This is a genomic window from Rhizobium sp. ZX09 (assembly GCF_017357485.1).
GTDB classification, from domain to species: Bacteria; Pseudomonadota; Alphaproteobacteria; order Rhizobiales; family Rhizobiaceae; genus Agrobacterium; species Agrobacterium pusense.
In genome coordinates this window covers 1,234,965-1,251,069 of the sequence record NZ_CP031364.1, presented here as the reverse complement: position 1 = coordinate 1,251,069, position 16,105 = coordinate 1,234,965, and the positions used below count along the sequence as shown (strand labels likewise).

Here is a 16,105-nt window from a genome sequence, read left to right as displayed (position 1 = left end):
CTTTTGCCCATGCTTAACCACAGGGGGAGGGCTAAGCAATGGGGCGGGAGGACGCACCGCCACAAAACTGTGCATATTTATCTAGACATAACGAAATCGTGATCGACGCGAGCCTGATTTCAGGAGTCGTTGCCTTGACGCGGAAATCAAAAATCCCCCAGAAATCCAAGGGAGAAACCGGCCCCTTATCCACGCGTCGCGTGCAGTCGGGGAAACGAACGCCAATCCACCACGTAAAAAAGAGCCCAGAAAAGGAAAAAGCCTGCCGCGGGAGGAGGTGCGGCAGGCTTCAAACTTGATCGGTGATTGGGAGGAGGAGTACCACCGATCCACATCGAGCGACGCTGGGAGGAGGAGTGCGTCGCTTCGATGATTTGAATATAGCGGTATCTGTGATTTTTAACAGAGCAAGTCTCGCAATGCAGCATTGCATTTCTGCATAGCTCCGGAATGACTGCCCGGTTTTTCGGCACAACCTACCCTACCGCGGGAGGTCAGCTCTCCCGGTAGACCTGGAAACCGGCGAAGGACTGGTTGACTGGCATGAGCTCAAGACTGTTGATGTTGATATGTTTGGGCTGTGAGGCGACCCAATAGATGGTGTTGGCGATATCATCGGCCGTGATCGGATTGACGCCCTTGTAGAGATTGTCCGAAGCTTCCTGATTGCCCCCGGTGCGCACCAGCGTAAATTCCGTTTCGCACATGCCCGGTTCGATTGAGGTTACCCTGACGCCCTTGCCGTGCAGATCCGAGCGCAGACCGAGCGAAAACTGCCGCAGGAAGGCTTTGGTGCCGCCGTATACATTGCCGCCCGTATAGGGATAATGCGCGGCAACAGACGAAAGGTTGACGACGATACCTTTACGGTCGATCAGTGTCGGCAGGAGATGGTGGGTGATGTTCAGTAGACCGGTGATGTTGGTGTTCACCATGGTCTGCCAGTCCTTTAGCGGCACCTGCGGCGCGGGGGCCGTGCCCAGTGCCAGACCGGCATTGTTGACGAGGACATCGATGTCTCGGAAGCCCTCCGGCAAGGCGGCAAGCGCTTTTTCGGCCGCGTCCTCATCGGTGATGTCGAAGGCGGCGCCGTAGAAAGCCGATCCGAGTTCGGCCGCCAGTGCCTCCAGTCGTTCCGCCCGACGGCCCGTGCCGATGACCTTCCACCCTTCTCTAATGAAGCGTCGGGCCGTAGCCTCTCCGAAGCCCGACGTCGCGCCGGTGATGAGGATGGTTCCGCTCATGATGATGCCTCCACTCTATTCGTTTTTTCAGGGTCAATCGGTGTCAGTAGTTTTTCCGCCGCCGCTGCAAGGCAACGCCGGTAGGCGGCGAGATCCGTATACAAGTCCTCATCGGAAACGTCGCCGACAATAACGCTGCCGCCCCGCCGCAAAATCCCGCCGTGCAGCATGAGATTGTCGACCATGTCGAAATTCTCGATCGACAACCCGTCCGGTCCGCGATACCGCCCTGTTTCATCCACGGTGACGACATTGCCGTAATGCGCCTTGATGCGGCTGAAGTGATTGGCCGCGACATTGGTGTAGGCGAACACCGGCTTGCCCAGCGCGCACATGAAGCCCAGCTCGTAGCTCGTTCCCGTGTCGGCGGCGATGCCGCGAAACGGTGTGAGATTGGCAATCACGGCATCCGCTTCAAGCATCATCCCTTCGTCGACTTCATTGATGTTGCAGCCATGACCGATCCTGGTATCCGCCGGCGGGATCTGCAGATCGCCCGGCGAAAGCGGGATAAAGCCGGCCTCCCGCGCCAGTGCTGCCTTGAGGTCGAGCATTTCGCGCGCGTTCGGGAGGAACACTTCCGGTCCAGCGAGATAGATTTTCTTTGTCATCGGGAATTCATGCGATTTGTCAGGAAAAGATTTCCGACCCTAACCCGGGGACTTTCGCAAAGGCAAGTGCCAAGGGCGTGCGGCGTGGCGCGGCGGACCGACCGATAAAACGGTATCGTCCCGCTAGTCTTTCCGTTATAGCCGGAGCAGTAGACTGGAATTTCTGGAGCAGGACATGGCAGCACCCATCCGTTATCACGAAGGCGATATTTCCGCCGAAGATGCCGCGCGCTATACCGGCGCCATCGCCATCGATACGGAAACGCTGGGGCTGGTGCCGCGTCGCGACCGCCTCTGCGTCGTCCAGCTTTCGCCGGGCGACGGCACGGCAGACATCATCCGCATCGCCGCTGGGCAGAAAGAAGCGCCGAACCTCGTGCGCATGCTTGCCGATCCCGCCCACCAGAAGATCTTTCACTATGGCCGTTTCGATATCGCCGTGCTTTTTCATACGTTCGGTGTGACGACCACGCCTGTCTTCTGCACCAAGATCGCTTCACGGCTGACCCGCACCTATACGGACCGGCACGGGCTGAAGGACAACCTCAAGGAAATGCTGGAGGTCGATATTTCCAAGGCGCAGCAATCTTCGGACTGGGCAGCGCAAACGCTTTCCCCGGCGCAGCTCGAATATGCCGCTTCCGACGTTCTTTATCTGCATGCGCTGCGCGACAAGCTGACGGCGCGTCTCATCCGCGACGGCCGCCTTGATCATGCCGATGCCTGTTTCGCGTTTTTACCGACCCGTGCGAAGCTAGACCTGCTCGGCTGGGACGAAACCGACATTTTCGCCCATAGCTGAGCGTTTTCGCCTTCGTTTAAACACTGATTTACCAGACTTGCCTATTCTCGGCCGTAACTTTGGGCGGCCGGGGACTTTCCAGATGATTACTCCGCTACAACAGACGGCGGGCATTGCAGTGAGCGACCTCATGCGCTCGATGGTCGAAACCATCGAGGAACGCCAGCGCGAGGAGCAGGAAAAGGCCAACGGCACCAAGAAGGATGATGCGGTCAGAACGAACCCGCAGCCGGATGAAAGCCAGCGCGTCGCCAATGAGAAGATAAGCGCTTATCTCTTCGGTGCCATGAAGCCGGACCCGGATGCCTTCGCCTCGCTTGTTTCCCGCTTTTCTGCCGCCCTCGGCATCACGCAGGACGTGGATGAATCCAATTTTTCCTTTGCACAAAGGCTTCAGGATGCGCTGACCCTGACCCAGAGTTTCGAAAAAACCGATGCGCAGGGAAAAGCCACCACAATTTCCCTCGCCTCCTTCGGTGTTTCGCAGTTGCAGGTCGTCGATGTGCTGAACAACGGCGTCAACGCCAAAACCGATCCCATGGCGGCGCTTGCCGCCCGCATCGCCGAGCGTGCCGGCCTCACCGGAACGGAGGAGGATTTTGGCGCGCAGATGTCGGAGGCCATCATGGCCGCGCGGGCGACCTTGCCCAGGAACGTCAGTGAACTGGAGGAATCGACCGGTCTCGAGGAGCTCGGCATCTCAGCCAGCGCGATGATCGCCGCCATCGCCAATCCTTACGGAGATCAGGCGCGAGCGGTAAAAGATGCGCTCAATGACAAGGCGCAAGGCACTCTCTTCATGACAAGGGAGACCCTGAAGGTCATCCAGCGTCTGGAAGACGTGACAGATCCGAAGTCCAAGGAAGAATTGCAGGCCGAACGTGGCGAAAAGCGCATTGGCGAAATCAACGATGCGGAAGTGGCAGCCGAACGGGAAGAAGATATCCAGACCCGTGACGCACAGGGCAAGCTTGAGGACGTGCAGGAAATTCAGGACGTCGTGAAGGAGCACATTGACGCCTCCGCCGATGAGAAGGCGGATGGCGCAGCCGGCCAGGGCCCCGCCGACATCTCATCGGAAATCGCCCTGATTTCCGTGCTCGCGGCAACGCCGGCGGAAGAGGCCCCACCTGCTGAAGGCGATAACGAGCCTGAGGGAGCGGATGCGGCCACCACGCCGGCCGATGCGGAAAACGAGGCGGAAAAACTGCTTGATGCACAGGCAGCTGTCGAAGCTGCCGGAACCGACATCTTGCCGATTTCGGTCGATGAAAATGGCCTTTATGCATTGCTGAAGAAAAAGGCGGCATGATTGCCGTCTGGAACTGCCACGTGAGCGAAACATGATGTGAGTTCAGACATGGTTGATATCTCAGGCGTATCAGGCGGCGCCATTCACGATGCCGAACCGAACGCGGCCCAGGCCCTTCTCTCCATGGCGGCTCCGCCCCTCGCGCCGGAGGATGCCGCCATCATTTCACTGGCTGGCGAAGAAGCGACTATCGCGCCCGCAGAAATCCAGCCGGAGCGGAGCTTTCCGAAAGCGAGCTGGCTGGATGCCATGCCGCCGGAGGCGCTGGAAGTCACGGTGAGCGAACCCGATCGTATCTCCTCCGTCAATTCGGACGATAACGGGCTTTATCGCATGTTCATCGGCGTTTCGCCCTGAGCCGGTCCGGCCGGTCGCAATCACTTGGTTAGCCAAATCTTAATATCTGCAGGCGAGGATTCGGCTTGATGATTCTGTGTGCGCTGAAAAGAGCGGGCCTTCGAGCCTATGGTGCACATGGCGCTCCCGCATGAGCGGGCGAGATGACACCTGTATGCCAGCGGCGTGGCGATTTTCAACATTCGAGGCAGATGCGGATCACAGAGCCAATGGGGATTGGCGCTTTCGCAGCCGGCGCCGGCCACCGATAGAAACGGAGCGCAGCATGTTACCGCCTGTATCCAAAGTTTCCGCAGCCGATGCCACCTATGGAGCCTCGCTCGCGCCGGCGCAGCGCGCGCAGCCGAAAGGCGTCGTGCAGCCGCAACCAAGCGCTGCCCTTCCCGAACAGAGCGCCAGCCTTTTTTCACGGGCTGCAGTGGCCTCCCTCGCCGGCGAGTTCCAGCTGGCCCGGAGCACCGCAGTCTTGGCGGAAACACTCGGCAAGCTGATGAACCTGCCGCGACGGGACGGCGAAGCTGTCGAAACCTATGTCGGGCGTCTGACGGAAGCCTTACGCGCCCTGCCGCCCGCGCAGCGTCTTGCGCTGGAACAGCAGATTGGCAAAGCCCTGCAGGGTCTCAGCCTTTCGATGCTCGCGGAAATCCTGAAACAGCCGACGGGACCGGATGCGGCGCGGCTTGCGCTGCTGATCGAGCTTTCGCGCTACAGGGGGGCCGATCTGGCTGCGAGGGCGGTGGTCTCCTCCTATCAGCAGAATAATTCCGCCAGTCCGGCGCCCGCCCAGCCCAGGCAGCAGCCGACCGCCGCGAACCCCAATGCGGAGTTCCGTTCCAATCCGCCCGCGGCAGCGCAATTGCCGGGCTCCACGACAACCGGCCGTCTGTTGCCGCTGCTCACTGGCCCCCTCGCTCTCAGCGGTGCGGCAATGAAGGCAACGGTCACGGCGCTGACCGCGCAACCGGAAGGAGCCGTCCGGCATTCCGCCGCGCCCGCAGATGCGCCTGACCTGCCAGACCAGTCGGCAAAACCGGAAGGCAGGACGGAAAACACGACGCGTCCGCTTCCGCCGCAGACGGGCAGCATGACAAAAGAAGCGCCGGCAGAGACCCGTCCAGGCAATTCGCCTCGCGCGCAAATCGGCGAAACACGCCCTGCCCTTCCGCCTCGGGAGATGATGAAGACCGAGCAGAAAGACGTCCGCACCGCCTCACCATCAATCTTCGGCCCGCCTGCAACTGATGCAGAGAACGTGGCCCGTCTTGTGCTGGCCGCCACGGCCGGCAAACTGCCGGCGAGAGCAAGCACGACGCAGCAGCCCCCCGCCATGCCGCAGGGCATCGAGCCGCCATCGCCCGACGATCAGCCAACCGAAAAGTCGGGGCTGATGACGTCCGCTGCCCACCCAACAGGGGAAGAAGCGGAAACAGTGGCTCACCGGCCTGAAACTCCCTACTCTTCGCGACTCCCGCTGGACCCGGAAGCGAGAATGGCGATGATGGAGCAATCCGCTTCGCAATCGCTGATCGCCGCCGCTTTGGCAAAAGACGGCACGCCGCTGCCGCTCGTCGCTTATCCCCCTGCCGATGATGATTACGAATCAGAAACGCCACCCCGCGGCGGCGGGCCTTTTTCCGACGATGAGGCGGAAAGCGAAAGCGGAGCGGAGTCTGAAAATTCCGGCGATGGCGATGGCCTGGAAGAGCGCATTGCCGCCAATGACGGGATCGACACGCAGGAAAGTCCGACGGCGACGGCCTCCGACGACAGCGCGGAGAATTATTATCTCAAGATGAGCGGCGTCCTCTGAACGCCACATTGCCTGCCGGCGGATCGCCCAAGAAAAAACCCGCCGGAAAATTCCGGCGGGTTCTTCATTTCAACGATCTAGACGATTATTCGCCGCGGTTCTTCAGAGCCGCGCCGAGGATGTCGCCGAGTGAAGCGCCCGAGTCGGACGAACCGAACTGTGCGACGGCTTCCTTCTCTTCAGCGATTTCCAGAGCCTTGATCGAAAGCATGACCTTGCGGTCCTTCTTCGAGAAGTTGACGACGCGGGCGTCGACAACCTGGCCAACGGAGAAGCGCTCAGGGCGCTGCTCGTCACGGTCACGGGAAAGATCAGCGCGACGGATGAACGAGGTGAGGTCTTCGTGGTTGACGAGCTTCACTTCGATACCGCCATCGTTGACCGCGGTGACTTCAGCGGAAACGACTGCGTTCTTGCGCAGGTCGCCGGAAGAAGCGGCTTCGCCGACAGCGTCCTTGCCGAGCTGCTTGATGCCGAGCGAGATGCGTTCCTTCTCAACGTCAACGTCGAGAACGACAGCCTTAACGACGTCACCCTTGTTGTACTCTTCGATGACCTGCTCGCCCGGACGGTTCCAGTCGAGGTCCGACAGGTGAACCATGCCGTCGACATCGCCTTCGAGGCCAATGAACAGGCCGAATTCGGTCTTGTTCTTGACTTCGCCTTCGACTTCCGTGCCAGCCGGATGGCTGTAAGCGAATGCCTGCCACGGGTTTTCAAGCGTCTGCTTGAGACCGAGCGAGATACGGCGCTTGGACGGATCGACTTCGAGAACGACAACGTCAACTTCCTGGCTCGTGGACAGGATCTTGCCGGGGTGTACGTTCTTCTTGGTCCAGGACATTTCGGAAATGTGGATCAGGCCTTCGATGCCCGGCTCCAGTTCAACGAATGCACCGTAGTCGGTGATGTTCGTGACCGTACCGGAGATCTTCTTGCCAACCGGGTACTTGGCGGAGATGCCATCCCACGGATCCGACTCGAGCTGCTTCATGCCGAGCGAGATACGGTGGGTTTCCTGGTTGATGCGGATGATCTGAACCTTGACCTGCTGGCCAATGTTGAGGATTTCCGAAGGATGGTTGACGCGGCGCCATGCCATATCGGTGACGTGCAGCAGACCGTCGATGCCGCCGAGGTCAACGAACGCACCGTAATCGGTGATGTTCTTGACGACGCCGTCAACAACCTGGCCTTCTTCGAGGTTCTGAACGATTTCAGAACGCTGCTCGGCACGCGACTCTTCGAGAACCGTACGACGCGAAACAACGATGTTGCCGCGACGCTTGTCCATCTTGAGGATTTCGAAGGGCTGCGGGTTGTGCATCAGCGGGGTAACGTCGCGGATCGGACGAATGTCGACCTGCGAACGCGGCAGGAACGCAACAGCGCCATCCAGATCGACGGTGAAACCACCCTTGACCTGGTTGAAGATGACGCCTTCGACGCGCTCGCCAGCTTCGAACTTGGCTTCGAGCTTGACCCAGCTTTCTTCGCGGCGAGCCTTCTCGCGCGACAGAACGGCTTCGCCGAGAGCGTTTTCAATGCGCTCGACGTAAACTTCGACTTCGTCGCCGACCTTCAGCGTGCCGTCCTTGGACTTCGCGCCGAATTCCTTCAACGGTACGCGGCCTTCAACCTTGAGGCCGACGTCGACGATGGCAACGTCCTTCTCGATTGCCGTTACGATACCCTTGGCAACATAGCCTTCGGCAAGATCGTTGGAGGCAAAGGATTCTTCGAGAAGCGCTGCGAAATCTTCGCGCGTGGGGGTAGATACTGACATGAAATCTCCTGATTGCATCCGCGCGATGGCGAATACAAAAGCGCCGGTGGGCTAGTGTTGTTGATACCCGACCCCATGCCCGCCTTTTCAAAAGGCTTTCCGGCGCAAGGACATGTCTTCGGGCAATTCCTGACTAAACGCAGACGGCAGGAAGCCGTTCCGCGAAAAACCTATCTCTTCAGAGCGGCGTCGATGATCGTGCGCGCGGCCTGAAACGCCGCCTCTATACTCATTTCCGACGTATCTAGCAAGTGTGCGTCTTCCGCCGGCTTCAGCGGACTGTCGGCGCGGCCCATGTCGCGCTCGTCGCGTTTTTTCACCTCGGCGAAAATGGCATCATAATCCGCGGTGCCGCCATTGGCCAGAATCTCATCGTAGCGCCGGCGCGCCCGCACGTCGGCAGAGGCGGTGACATATAGCTTCACTGGTGCATCCGGGCATACTACCGTGCCGATATCGCGGCCATCGAGAACCGTACCCGGCTCCCTCAAGGCAAAACGCTGCTGCGCCATCACGAGCGCGCGCCTCACCGGTGTCATCACCGCAATCCTCGACGCGGCTTCGCCAATATCGTGCCGGGACAGGACGGAGCGGTCGAGCCCCGCAAGATCGACCTCCAGGGCGACCTTCTCCGCCACGGCCTCGTCATCCAGCGGCAGGCCCGCGTCCAGAAGCGCCTTCGCTGTCGCCCTGTAGGTCAGCCCGGTATCGAGATGATGAAAACCGTAGGCTTCCGCGATCTTTCGCGACAGGGTTCCCTTGCCCGCCGCAGCCGGCCCGTCTATGGCGATCGTGAAGGTCATTAAGCTTTCCGCCTGTGCATCTGTTATTCATATAATAGAGTGCGACACGCCTTACGATTTATATCAGCATTCCCGCACAGGGGTTGCGCCAAGGCAGGAGGCACCCGAAGTTTGTCTTTGACACGAAAGAGCGCAACGATTAAGGGGACCGGCTATAAATTTTACCGTCTATGCCGGTTTTACGGCGTACACACCGAAACTCATTCGACAATTTGAGGCTTAGACAGTGGCAAAAGCGGAACTTGGTACCAAGCGCACAGACCCCGATACCGGCAAGAAGTTCTACGATCTGAACCGCGATCCGGTCGTTTCTCCTTACACCGGCAAGTCCTGGCCGCTCTCCTTCTTCGAGGAAAGCACAGCTCAGGCAAAGCTCGAGCAGGCTGAAGAAGAGGATGTAGCGGAAGTCGATACCGAAAACACGGAAGTCGAACTCGTGTCGCTGGAAGATGCCGACGGCGACAACAGCGGCGACGATATCCCTGATCTCGGCGACGACGATGACGTCGAAATCGACGACGACGACGACACCTTCCTGGAAACCGACGACGAGGATGACGACGACGACATGTCCGGTATCATCGGCGTATCGGGCGACGACGAAGAAGCTTGATTTTATTCGATAATTCGGCCCGACGACAAAAAAATGACGCCGGGCCGTTTTTTATGCTTGCACTCGTCGGAAAGCCGCAGTAGTAAGCCGCCACCGAACGGAACAACAACCGCTTCGGTTCCCGGAACCGGAAGAAATGCCGGAACCCTTATGGGGCTATAGCTCAGCTGGGAGAGCGCTTGCATGGCATGCAAGAGGTCAGCGGTTCGATCCCGCTTAGCTCCACCAATTTTCCTAGACATCCATATTTGATAATTTTATCAAACCCTTACGGGGAATTTCCCGAACCCTCTCAGACCAATTCAGACCAACCTTTCAGACCAATTTTCAGCTATCGCTGATATTATTGGGTTTCAGGCTGTGGCCGGCTATCGGTCGGGACGGTGGATACCCGAGGCGGAAGCAGCAGGGGGTGCAATTGCACCTCCCTACTCATTGCACCCTTGGTGTCAGAAGTTGACGTCCTCCATCTCGTCGTCCGAGCAATCGGCATCATCGGTCAGGGTGTCCCCGAACCATTCGTCCCGTTCCTCATTCTCTCCGAAGAAGTAGTCAGCCAGTTCCTTGAAGCGTTTGTCGCCAATAGCCTCAAGGATTGCGGTATCGACCGCCCAGCCATCCCGTAAGATCGCCTTCTCTGGCCTCTTACGTCTGTCGATGACATCGCGGATTTCAGACACGAGGATTGCAATCTCCCGTTCCCGTCGAGCGTCGGTCATTTCCGACCCCTCCCGCTCCTCCGATGGACCAGAGCGGTCACGCCACCATTCCCCTGTAGGCTCCTGCCCCGCCTTGACCATTTCGGTCCATCGGCTGCGCATATAGTTGACTGTACGGGCCGACACGCTGGCCATGCCGACAATCTCCTTGCGGGTATAAGATGGCTCGACAGCTTCCCTCACCAGCCTCCAAGCCGCGTCCGTTCTCTCTGTTCGACTGAGCGGAAGGACCTGCTTTGCATTCGCCCCCAGAGCAGCCAGCAACGCCGTTCGACGGTCACAGTGAAGAATGACCGCCGGAATACCCCGCTTCCACCCTGCGGCCTTGTACGCCGCCAAGCGATGCTCGCCATCAATGAGGACCAGAGCGACACTCGTGTCTTGGCTGGCCTCGCTGTCTTGCCATAGGAGAACAGGATCAAGTGCCTTCCCGGTCTTCCGTATATGACCCGCAAGGTCAGCCTTATGGTACTTGTCGAGCTTGCCCCAGCGGAACTTGAAGTGATCCGTCTGGTTGATCCGCTCGATGGCAACCGTCGCTCTCTTGCGAAGGGTGGCGGGGTTTCCCGCGCCCCCGCTCATACTGCGACCTCCATTTCGGAGATTGACGCAATCTGGCCGTCGCACCTCTTGGCCGATCCGCGCCGACTTCTGAGATTGCTGGCTCTAAGATCGAGCCTATCCCCATTTGCATAGCGGACGATCTTCCCTCTCCCCGCGTCGGTGATCAACCTTGCGACCTGAACTAGAGTTGGCTTGCCGCTACCGCTCGCGAGGCTCCAGCATCGGACATAGGAGTTACCGTGTCCGTTGTCGTTCAACAGCCAGACGCCTGTGGCTCTGTCCGCTGTAGCTCTTTGATAAGATGCTTCGTCAACGACCGCGTATCTCTTTCTCTTGCTGTCCAACGGCACCCGAAGGCATCGCTGGCCAAACTCGTCAATAAACGGGATCGGCTGTCTTTCCTGTGCCAATCTGCTTCTTTCGGACACTGTTCTTGCTGCTTCTGCTCTCATGAGCTTTTCCTTTCGCATAAAATGAAAAAGGCCCTCCGAGGGGTTCTCGGAAGGCCACTGAGGTGGATTGATGAAGGCGGTCGCTAGGTCGCCATTAAGCGCCCGATAGACATGGGATATGTGAACCGGGAATTAGTTCTATTGAACGGCCTAATTGGTCGAGGGCCGCTCATTGGAAGAAGCGAGGTGGTCGGGTACTGTTGTGCGGCGAAATGCGATCAGCCCAGACATGGGTATGATTGGGGAGATGATCGCGCCTGATTTCTAGTGGGTGGGGTAATTGGAAGGCTTCGGAAAACCTGACTGAGATTGCAGGTCGTTGTCCGAGTGTGCATCCTAAAAGGGTCCACCTATCATGAAACCTGATTGGAGGATGTTGCTATACTAGTGGACGGCGTAATCACTTTCGCTGCATCCACCCGATCAAAACGAAGGTCGCAACAGCCGCTGCCCCAATGCCGGAAATGATGGCGATAGAGGCCAGCGTCCCGAGGTTCGACATAGCGAGAGCGAAAACGAAAGGCGCACTGGCGGAGACGATGAGCCGAGCCGACATGACCTTTCCTTGTAGTCGCCCATAGCCTTCACTGCCGAACAACGACAGCGGAAGCGTTCCCGAGACGATGCTGAACAGCCCGTTCCCGAAGCCGAACAAGACCGCAAAGACCATCGCGCCCATCGCGGCGGGGGAAGTTGCGGCAAGAACCAGTCCCGAAAGGGCCATGAGCGCGGCGGCTATGGTGGCCAACGTAAGCGGCGGGAGGTCTTTCCCTAGCACCATGTTGATCAACCGGCTGGCAACTTGTGCAGGGCCGAACAGTGTCCCAACCAGCGCAGCGGAAGCGCCAAGCCCAAGGCCAGACAGCAGCGGCACCATATGGACAAGCACCGCTGAGCCTACGAGCGATTGCAGCGCAAAGGCTGTCACCATCAGAATGAAGCCAGTCTTCCGGGCATCGGGGGAAAGTGATCCCGCTACCGTATGGGCGGTCTTATGAGCGCCGCCGTTCTTCTTGCGTTGCGTGGCTGTGTGGGCCAGCCAAGCATGGATAGGGAGGCAAACCAGAAGATTGAGGCCCGCGAATACGAGATAGACGCTCTCCCACGAAAGGTGCGCGTGAAGGGCGCTTGTGATCGGCCAAAAGATTGTCGATGCGAAACCGGCGATCAGCGTTAGATACGTGATGCTTCGTTGCGCGGTGGCAGGGCCGATCTGGACCAGCAAGGCAAACGCCGCCCCATACTGCACCAGATTGGCAGACACCTCGACCGAAATCAGCGTCACCGTGAAAGTGGTTCGATCAGGTGCCAGGGCGCATCCTATCAACGCCACAGCAGCAGCCAGAGAGCCAAACGTCATGACCCTGCCAGCGCCGAACCGATCTATCCAGCGGCCAAGCCAAGGGGCAACAAGCCCGCCGACAAGCAGTGCAGCGGAGAGAACTCCGAAGACCCACTCCACGGACCATTCAAAGTCTTTCGCCATGTCAGGCGCGAGGATGCTGAAACTGTAATAGAGGCTTCCGTAGCCGATGATCTGGGTGATGCCGAGGCCGAGGACGGCTCCGAGGGGAAACCGTTCCGGGGTCATATGGACTTGAGCGCCACGCGTTGCTCTAGCTTCTCCGCGTCTTCTTTCCGCTCGCTGTAGCGGTTAACCAGATAGGCAGAAGCGCCCCTCGTCAGCAGCGTGAACTTCACAAGCTCCTCGCAAACATCCACCACGCGGTCATAGAATGGCGACGGCTTCATTCTGCCGTCAGCGTCGAACTCCTGATAAGCCTTTGATACCGACGACTGGTTGGGAATGGTGATCATCCGCATCCAGCGCCCGAGGACGCGCATCTGGTTGACCGCGTTGAACGACTGAGAGCCGCCCGAAACCTCCATCACTGCGAGGGTCTTGCCCTGTGTCGGACGAACCGAACCGATGGCAAGGGGTATCCAATCGATCTGTGATTTCATGACGCCGGTCATTGCGCCGTGGCGTTCCGGACTGACCCAAACTTGCCCCTCTGACCATTCCGACAGTTCGCGAAGCTCCTGCACCTTGGGGTGACTTGCTGGTTCCTCATCCGGCAGCGGAAGTCCCTTTGGATCGTATATGCGGACCTCACAACCGAAATGCTCTAACAACCGCCGCGCTTCTTGGGCGAGTAGACGACTGTATGAGACCTCGCGAAGTGACCCATACAGGATCAAAATACGGGGCTTGTGGTTCGCACACTGCGGGCGTAGCGCCTCAAGATCGGGCTGCTGTAGATGGTCGAGCGAAGCTGCGGGCAGATCAGACAATGCGCTTCCCCTGCTCGTTCAATACCTGTTCGCCGTCTTCCTTGGTGAAAGGTCCCTTATGCGTATCTGGCAGGATGTCGAGGACGACTTCGGACGGTCTGCAAAGGCGCGTCCCTGTCTGCGTCACAACAAAAGGCCGGTTTATAAGGATCGGATGCTCAAGCATGGTGTCGAGAAGCTGCGCATCACTCAAGCCCGGATCGTTCAAGCCAAGGTCTCCGTACGGCGTTCCCTTTTCCCGAATGGCCTCCCTCACGGACAACCCTGCATCAGCGATCATGGAGGCGAGTTGGTCCCGTGACGGTGGCTCTTTCAGATACTCAATGACTGTCGGCTCAATTCCCGCATGGCGGATCAGGGCCAAGGTGTTGCGAGAGGTTCCGCATTCGGGGTTGTGATAGATGGTGGCGTCCATTGTCATGCCTCTTTGGAATTGATGGAATGAGAACCAGTGCGCACCCGATGGCCACGCTCGTACCAACCCTTGCTACGATTGACGATCCAGACGACAGACAGCATGACAGGCACCTCTACGAGGACACCGACGACTGTTGCGAGTGCAGCGCCCGACTTGAAGCCGAACAAGCTGATTGCAGCAGCGACGGCCAGTTCGAAGAAGTTAGAGGCACCGATCAGAGCCGATGGACCAGCAACGCAATGCTCCTCACCGCTCCATCGGTTGAGTAGGTAGGCCAGCCCCGCATTGAAGTAGACTTGGATCAGGATAGGGACGGCCAGCAGCGCAATGATAGTCGGCTGCGCAATGATCTGCTCTCCTTGAAAGCCGAACAGCATAACCAAAGTTGCCAGTAGTGCGATCAGCGAGACCGGTTGCAGCGTTTCGGCCAGCCGATTGGCGTCGGTAAGGCGGCGCAGGACTTGGGACACGATCACCGGAAGGACAATATACAGGACCACCGAAAGGATCAGGGTGTCCCATGGCACGGTGATTGCGGACAGCCCGAGCAGGAGGCCAACGACCGGCGCGAATGCCACAACCATGATCGCGTCGTTCAAGGCGACTTGCGAGAGAGTGAAGTGGGGCTCTCCTTTGGTCAGATTGGACCAGACGAACACCATTGCGGTGCAAGGGGCGGCGGCAAGGATGATCAGGCCAGCAACGTAAAAATCGATCTGGTCCGCTGGAAGGAACGGCCGGAACAGCCAGCCGATGAACAGCCAGCCAAGCAGCGCCATCGAGAACGGCTTGATCGCCCAATTCACAAAGACCGTGACACCGATACCGCGCCAATACCGACCGACCTTCCCCAGCGCCGAGAAGTCGATCTTCATCAGCATTGGGATGATCATTAGCCAGATCAGGACTGCCATGGGCAAATTGACATTGGCAACCTCCAGCGCCCCAATCGCGTGGAAAGTGGCTGGCATGAAGTGACCAAGCGTGACGCCTACGATAATGCAAAGGCCAACCCAAACGGTCAGGTATCGTTCAAACGGAGACATCCCGGTTCCTCACTGCACATTCTGGACAGGAGCGCAGCAAGCCGCGATCTCGGCAGCGGGAGCGCAAATCTCGGGATGGCCCGCGCAACAGTCCTCCATGAGAAACCGCACTAGACCGCCAAGCGCCTCATAGTTGGCGAATGAGATGATAGAGCGTGAGACGCGCTTCTGAGTGATCAACCCGGAACGCTCCAGTTCCTTGAGGTGGAATGAGACATTCGACGGCGACAGGCCGGTTCTCTCTGCCACCATTCCCGCCGCCATCCCATCTGGTCCTGCCACTACGAGCATTCGAACGATCTGAAGCCGGGTTTCCTGCGAAAGCGCGGCGAACGATGTCAGAGCTTGACGTTGATCCATATTTCAATGATCCTTGAACTATTGAAACGGGAGTAACGCAGATGAATGCTCACGGCAAGCCCCTTTTGCAGTCCGCTACCGACATCAGCTTAGGCGACCTATTAGCCACGCTGGACAACGCCACAGAGATGCCCCTGGTCTTCACCTACGATGGTGGAAGGATTAGAGGCGGCTACCACGTCACTGAGGTAAAAGCCGGTCAGTTCGCGGCGCTTGACTGCGGTGCTAACCCCGAAGCATGGGCGGAGATATTCGTGCAGCTATGGGATATTGACGAGGATGATCGCACTCACATGCCAGCCGGGAAGTTCTCCGCTATCATCCGCAAAGTGTCCGAGCATGTCAGCCTTGAAAGCTCCGCACGGTTGACGTTCGAAGTTAGCGACGGAGTGCAGCCGATGCGGCTCTATTGCGCAGACAGTCCAACCGTTTCAGGCGACACTCTGGAAATCCGCCTCGCACCTCGCGCAGCCAGTTGCAAGCCACGTGACCGGTGGTTGGCGCAACAGAATACGAAAGCAGATGGCTCTTGCTGCGGGGGACAGAAGACGTCCTCATGCTGCACTTGAAGGGAACGCGCGGGGGCTTTGGGGGAAACAGATAGGGACGCACGAATGACGGTAGGCGAAACCCAGCGCGAATGGCGGGAAGTATCAGGAAGTAAATCCGACTGATTTTTTTGACGTCATTTCCTTAATGGGGTGGTAATTGACAGACAGTAAAAATCATCCTCTTCCCATTTATAGCCCTAGCAACTAATTCGCATGTTGCATCAGAATTTGATCGCCTTTGATGATAGAAGCGCATTCTCGCTTAATTTTTACTCAGCCTGTTTTTACCGAAAATCGCACTAATCTTATATAATCTACAATCCGTATCCATCTTTATTCTTGCTTGGCCTCCCAAGATCATC

General features: G+C 58.3%; 16 protein-coding genes and 1 tRNA gene. 7 read left to right on the top strand and 10 right to left on the bottom strand.

What is annotated here, in order from left to right; translation table 11 throughout:
* Positions 1-494: 494 nt before the first annotated feature.
* Both BTN45_RS20455 and BTN45_RS20450 read right to left on the bottom strand, forming a co-directional pair.
* Positions 495-1,244, bottom strand: coding sequence for an SDR family oxidoreductase (locus BTN45_RS20455; RefSeq protein ID WP_035210670.1), 750 nt, complete (start codon positions 1,242-1,244; stop codon positions 495-497).
* Positions 1,241-1,855, bottom strand: coding sequence for a nucleoside 2-deoxyribosyltransferase (locus BTN45_RS20450; RefSeq protein WP_207590778.1), 615 nt, complete (start codon positions 1,853-1,855; stop codon positions 1,241-1,243). Before BTN45_RS20450 ends, BTN45_RS20455 begins: the two co-directional genes overlap by 4 nt.
* A gap of 175 nt (positions 1,856-2,030) precedes the next feature.
* Between BTN45_RS20450 and BTN45_RS20445 the strand changes: the two genes are divergently transcribed.
* The 4 genes from BTN45_RS20445 to BTN45_RS20430 all read left to right on the top strand — a co-directional run bounded on the left by BTN45_RS20445 (position 2,031) and on the right by BTN45_RS20430 (position 6,136).
* On the top strand, positions 2,031-2,657 hold the full coding sequence (locus BTN45_RS20445; protein WP_006698074.1) for a ribonuclease D: 627 nt from the start codon (positions 2,031-2,033) through the stop codon (positions 2,655-2,657).
* Positions 2,658-2,739: 82 nt separating this feature from the next.
* Entirely contained in the window at positions 2,740-3,969 is a 1,230-nt protein-coding gene (locus BTN45_RS20440; RefSeq protein ID WP_207590777.1) for a hypothetical protein, read from the top strand.
* 48 nt (positions 3,970-4,017) lie between these two features.
* Complete coding sequence (locus BTN45_RS20435; RefSeq protein ID WP_037090631.1) at positions 4,018-4,326, top strand: hypothetical protein; 309 nt, start codon at positions 4,018-4,020, stop codon at positions 4,324-4,326.
* Positions 4,327-4,591: 265 nt separating this feature from the next.
* Positions 4,592-6,136: a hypothetical protein gene (locus BTN45_RS20430; protein ID WP_207590776.1), complete on the top strand. Its 1,545-nt coding sequence runs from the start codon at positions 4,592-4,594 to the stop codon at positions 6,134-6,136.
* Between the two features lie 85 nt (positions 6,137-6,221).
* Here BTN45_RS20430 and rpsA read toward each other — a convergent pair whose 3' ends face one another.
* Together rpsA and cmk are read right to left on the bottom strand one after the other, a co-directional pair.
* On the bottom strand, positions 6,222-7,922 hold the full coding sequence (gene rpsA, locus BTN45_RS20425; RefSeq protein ID WP_004437832.1) for a 30S ribosomal protein S1: 1,701 nt from the start codon (positions 7,920-7,922) through the stop codon (positions 6,222-6,224).
* A gap of 170 nt (positions 7,923-8,092) precedes the next feature.
* Positions 8,093-8,725 (bottom strand): (d)CMP kinase, encoded by a 633-nt coding sequence (gene cmk / locus BTN45_RS20420; protein WP_004437829.1) that lies wholly within the window; start codon positions 8,723-8,725, stop codon positions 8,093-8,095.
* Between the two features lie 226 nt (positions 8,726-8,951).
* Between cmk and BTN45_RS20415 the strand changes: the two genes are divergently transcribed.
* Both BTN45_RS20415 and BTN45_RS20410 read left to right on the top strand, forming a co-directional pair.
* Positions 8,952-9,338 carry a TIGR02300 family protein gene (locus tag BTN45_RS20415; RefSeq protein WP_004437826.1) on the top strand — a complete coding sequence of 129 codons (387 nt, stop codon included), beginning with the start codon at positions 8,952-8,954 and terminating at the stop codon, positions 9,336-9,338.
* A 152-nt stretch (positions 9,339-9,490) separates the two neighbouring features.
* Positions 9,491-9,566: transfer RNA gene (locus BTN45_RS20410), tRNA-Ala, on the top strand.
* Between the two features lie 221 nt (positions 9,567-9,787).
* Here BTN45_RS20410 and BTN45_RS20405 read toward each other — a convergent pair.
* From BTN45_RS20405 to BTN45_RS20380, 6 genes are all read right to left on the bottom strand, one after another.
* Positions 9,788-10,639, bottom strand: a complete 852-nt coding sequence (locus tag BTN45_RS20405) for a ParB N-terminal domain-containing protein (RefSeq protein ID WP_207590775.1) — start codon at positions 10,637-10,639, stop codon at positions 9,788-9,790.
* Between the two features lie 834 nt (positions 10,640-11,473).
* Positions 11,474-12,664, bottom strand: a complete 1,191-nt coding sequence (arsK, locus tag BTN45_RS20400) for an arsenite efflux MFS transporter ArsK (RefSeq protein ID WP_207590774.1) — start codon at positions 12,662-12,664, stop codon at positions 11,474-11,476.
* Complete coding sequence (gene arsH / locus BTN45_RS20395) at positions 12,661-13,368, bottom strand: arsenical resistance protein ArsH (protein ID WP_207590772.1); 708 nt, start codon at positions 13,366-13,368, stop codon at positions 12,661-12,663. Before arsH ends, arsK begins: the two co-directional genes overlap by 4 nt.
* A complete protein-coding gene (arsC, locus tag BTN45_RS20390; protein ID WP_207590769.1) occupies positions 13,361-13,783 on the bottom strand; it encodes an arsenate reductase (glutaredoxin) in 423 nt (140 codons plus the stop codon). Before arsC ends, arsH begins: the two co-directional genes overlap by 8 nt.
* A 2-nt stretch (positions 13,784-13,785) precedes the next feature.
* Positions 13,786-14,832 (bottom strand): ACR3 family arsenite efflux transporter, encoded by a 1,047-nt coding sequence (gene arsB / locus BTN45_RS20385; protein WP_207590768.1) that lies wholly within the window; start codon positions 14,830-14,832, stop codon positions 13,786-13,788.
* A 9-nt stretch (positions 14,833-14,841) separates the two neighbouring features.
* A complete protein-coding gene (locus tag BTN45_RS20380) occupies positions 14,842-15,192 on the bottom strand; it encodes a helix-turn-helix transcriptional regulator (RefSeq protein WP_207590767.1) in 351 nt (116 codons plus the stop codon).
* Between the two features lie 41 nt (positions 15,193-15,233).
* On the opposite strand from BTN45_RS20380, the gene BTN45_RS20375 reads away from it, so the two are divergent.
* The gene (locus BTN45_RS20375; RefSeq protein ID WP_207590765.1) at positions 15,234-15,761 is read left to right on the top strand and encodes a DUF6428 family protein; all 528 of its coding nucleotides are present in this window, start codon (positions 15,234-15,236) and stop codon (positions 15,759-15,761) included.
* Positions 15,762-16,105: the final 344 nt, after the last annotated feature.

Excerpts from the sequence above, each read along its gene's own strand:
- BTN45_RS20380 (WP_207590767.1), bottom strand. The coding sequence starts at position 15,192 with ATGGATCAACGTCAAGCTCTGACATCGTTCGCCGCGCTTTCGCAGGAA.
- BTN45_RS20435 (WP_037090631.1), top strand. The coding sequence starts at position 4,018 with ATGGTTGATATCTCAGGCGTATCAGGCGGCGCCATTCACGATGCCGAA.
- BTN45_RS20450 (WP_207590778.1), bottom strand. The coding sequence starts at position 1,855 with ATGACAAAGAAAATCTATCTCGCTGGACCGGAAGTGTTCCTCCCGAAC.
- BTN45_RS20430 (WP_207590776.1), top strand. The coding sequence starts at position 4,592 with ATGTTACCGCCTGTATCCAAAGTTTCCGCAGCCGATGCCACCTATGGA.
- arsK (WP_207590774.1), bottom strand. The coding sequence starts at position 12,664 with ATGACCCCGGAACGGTTTCCCCTCGGAGCCGTCCTCGGCCTCGGCATC.
- BTN45_RS20440 (WP_207590777.1), top strand. The coding sequence starts at position 2,740 with ATGATTACTCCGCTACAACAGACGGCGGGCATTGCAGTGAGCGACCTC.
- BTN45_RS20375 (WP_207590765.1), top strand. The coding sequence starts at position 15,234 with ATGAATGCTCACGGCAAGCCCCTTTTGCAGTCCGCTACCGACATCAGC.
- cmk (WP_004437829.1), bottom strand. The coding sequence starts at position 8,725 with ATGACCTTCACGATCGCCATAGACGGGCCGGCTGCGGCGGGCAAGGGA.
- rpsA (WP_004437832.1), bottom strand. The coding sequence starts at position 7,922 with ATGTCAGTATCTACCCCCACGCGCGAAGATTTCGCAGCGCTTCTCGAA.
- arsC (WP_207590769.1), bottom strand. The coding sequence starts at position 13,783 with ATGGACGCCACCATCTATCACAACCCCGAATGCGGAACCTCTCGCAAC.
- BTN45_RS20445 (WP_006698074.1), top strand. The coding sequence starts at position 2,031 with ATGGCAGCACCCATCCGTTATCACGAAGGCGATATTTCCGCCGAAGAT.
- BTN45_RS20455 (WP_035210670.1), bottom strand. The coding sequence starts at position 1,244 with ATGAGCGGAACCATCCTCATCACCGGCGCGACGTCGGGCTTCGGAGAG.
- arsB (WP_207590768.1), bottom strand. The coding sequence starts at position 14,832 with ATGTCTCCGTTTGAACGATACCTGACCGTTTGGGTTGGCCTTTGCATT.
- BTN45_RS20405 (WP_207590775.1), bottom strand. The coding sequence starts at position 10,639 with ATGAGCGGGGGCGCGGGAAACCCCGCCACCCTTCGCAAGAGAGCGACG.